We start from the raw sequence: 2,505 nt of genomic DNA, 5'->3' as shown, positions 1-2,505 counted from the left end.
AGCCGGCCAAGGCCATCGTGCGGGTGAGCTGGGCGGTTTGCCGCTGCGATGCGGCAGAGCGCCGGGCAAGCGCTATGCGGGCCTGATAGCCGCGTGCCTGGACATAGTTGGAGGCGACATCGCCGACCAAGGTCAGTAAGGTCGAGCGCAGGCTTTCCTCGGAAGCGTCCAAGCCGTAGCTGGCGGCCTCGACGCTGCGGCGGTTGGCGCCGAAGAGGTCGAGTTCCCAGCTGGCATCGAAGCCTGCCTGATACTGGTCATAGGTTGTGCCGGTTGCCGTGCCCGAGCTGGCTGCTGTGGACCTATTGCGGGTGGCCGAGGCCGAACCGTTGGCGGATGGGAGCAACGTGCCTACCGACTGGCGGTAGCTTGCCCGCGCCTCGCGGATCTTGGCCTTGGCGGTGGCGACGTCGAGATTGCCGGCGACCGCCTCCGCGACGAGCGCGTTCAACTCGGGATCGCGCAGGCGCTGCCACCATTGCGACAGCTGCGCCGGCTTTGCCGGCCTTGCCGCCTTCTGCCCGCTCCAGCTTGCCGGCATCGCCAGCAGTGGCTTCTGGTAATCCGGACCGACAACGCATCCCGAGAGCAGGGCCGCGGCAAACGCGGGCAAAAAGAACCCCTTCGCGGTCGCGAGACCGCGTTCAAAACCTGGCATGGAAAAAACCTCTATTCTTGAGTGGCTGTGGCTGGGGTCCCGCCTGAATTCTCGTTGGCTGCCTTGCCCTTGAAGATGCGGCGCACTGTGACGAAGAGAAGCGGCACCATGAAGACGCCGATCACGGTCGCCGCGATCATGCCGCCCATGACACCGATGCCGACCGAGTTCTGCGCGCCCGAGCCCGCGCCGCTGGCGATCGCCAGAGGCGTGACGCCGAGGATGAAGGCCAGCGATGTCATCAGGATCGGCCGCAGGCGTTGCCGCGCCGCTTCGAGCGTTGCCTCGACCAGCCCCATGCCGGCAGACTGCCGCTCGATGGCGAACTCGACGATGAGGATGGCGTTCTTGGCCGCCAGACCGATCGTGGTGAGCAGGCCGACCTTGAAATAGACGTCATTGGTCTGGCCGAAGAGAGTGGCCGCCGCCAGGGCGCCGAAGATGCCGATCGGCACCGACAGCATCACCGCGAACGGGATCGACCAGCTTTCGTAAAGCGCGGCAAGGCACAGGAACACGACCAGCGCCGAAATCGCGTAGAGCGACATCGCCTGGTTGCCGGAAAGCCTCTCCTGGTGCGACAGGCCGGTCCATTCATGCGAATATCCGGCGGGTAGTTGCGCGACCAATTTGTCGATCTCGTCCATCGCCGCGCCGGAGCTTTGGCCTGCGGCCGCGGCGCCCTGGATCTCGACCGCCGCCGAGCCGTTGTAGCGTTCGAGGCGGGGCGAACCGTAGGGCCAGTGGCTGGAGGCGAAGGCCGAGAACGGCACCATGGCGCCGCCGGAATTGCGGACCTGCCATTTGTCGAGATCTTCCGGCTGCATACGGAAATCCGCGCCCGACTGCAGATAGACCGGCTTCACTCGTCCGCGCTCGATGAAGTCGTTGACGTAATCGCTGCCCCAGGCGGTCGACAGCGTGTTGTTGATGTCGGCGAGGCTGATGCCGAGCGCGCTGGCCTTTTCCTGGTCGATATCGATCGAGAATTGCGGCTGGTCCTCCTGGCCGTTGGGGCGCGTGTTGGCAAGTAGCTTGCTCTTTGCAGCCAGACCCAGAAGCTGGTTGCGCGTCTGGATCAGCGCCTCATGGCCGGCGCCGTTGACATCCTGGAGGTAGAAATCGAAGCCGTTGGTGTTGCCGAAACCCTGGATGGCGGGTGGGGCCAGCGCGAAGACCTGGGCATCCCTGATCTTGGAGAAGGCGCCCATGGCGCGGCCGGCGACCGCAGACACGGACAGAGCCGAGGTCTTGCGCTGGTCGAAATCCTTCATCCGCACGAAGGCGATGCCGACATTCTGCCCGGCGCCGCCGAAGCCGAAACCGGAAGCCGTGAACACGCCTTCGACCGCGTCCTTCTCTTCGTTGAGATAGTGGTTGGTCACCTCAGCCAGCACGCGCTCCGTGCGGTCCTGCGTCGCGCCGACCGGCAGTGAAGCGCTGGTGATCAGAATGCCCTGGTCCTCGTCCGGCAGGAACGAGCTCGGCAGCCGGGCGAACATCCAGCCCATGGCGATGACGATGGCCAGGAACACGGCGAGGAAGCGCCAGGAGCGGTTGATGATGCCGTGCGAGCCGGCGCGGTAGGCGATAGTGCCGCGATCGAACATGCGGTTGAACCAGCCGAACGGACCCCTTTGCGTCGCATGGTCCTTGGCCGGGCGCAGGATGGTGGCGCAGAGCGCCGGCGTCAGCACCAGTGCCACCAGCACCGAGAGCACCATTGCCGAGACGATGGTGACGGAGAATTGCCGGTAGATGATGCCGGTGGAGCCGCCGAAGAAGGCCATCGGCACGAAGACTGCCGACAGCACGGTGGCGATGCCGATCAGCGCGCCGGTGATCTC

At 65.4% G+C, this 2,505-nt stretch carries 2 protein-coding genes; both read right to left on the bottom strand.

What is annotated here, in order from left to right:
- The coding region (locus EOA24_RS34190; protein WP_189354470.1) for a TolC family protein at nucleotides 1–658 on the bottom strand (658 nt) is incomplete at its 3' end.
- An 11-nt stretch (nucleotides 659–669) separates the two neighbouring features.
- On the bottom strand, nucleotides 670–2,505 hold a 1,836-nt coding region (locus tag EOA24_RS34185; protein WP_145992563.1), incomplete at its 5' end, for an efflux RND transporter permease subunit.

Origin of the sequence: Mesorhizobium sp. M2A.F.Ca.ET.039.01.1.1 (assembly GCF_003998035.1) — a bacterium.
Lineage (GTDB): Bacteria > Pseudomonadota > Alphaproteobacteria > Rhizobiales > Rhizobiaceae > Mesorhizobium.
This window is presented reverse-complemented; position numbering and strand designations above follow the sequence as displayed.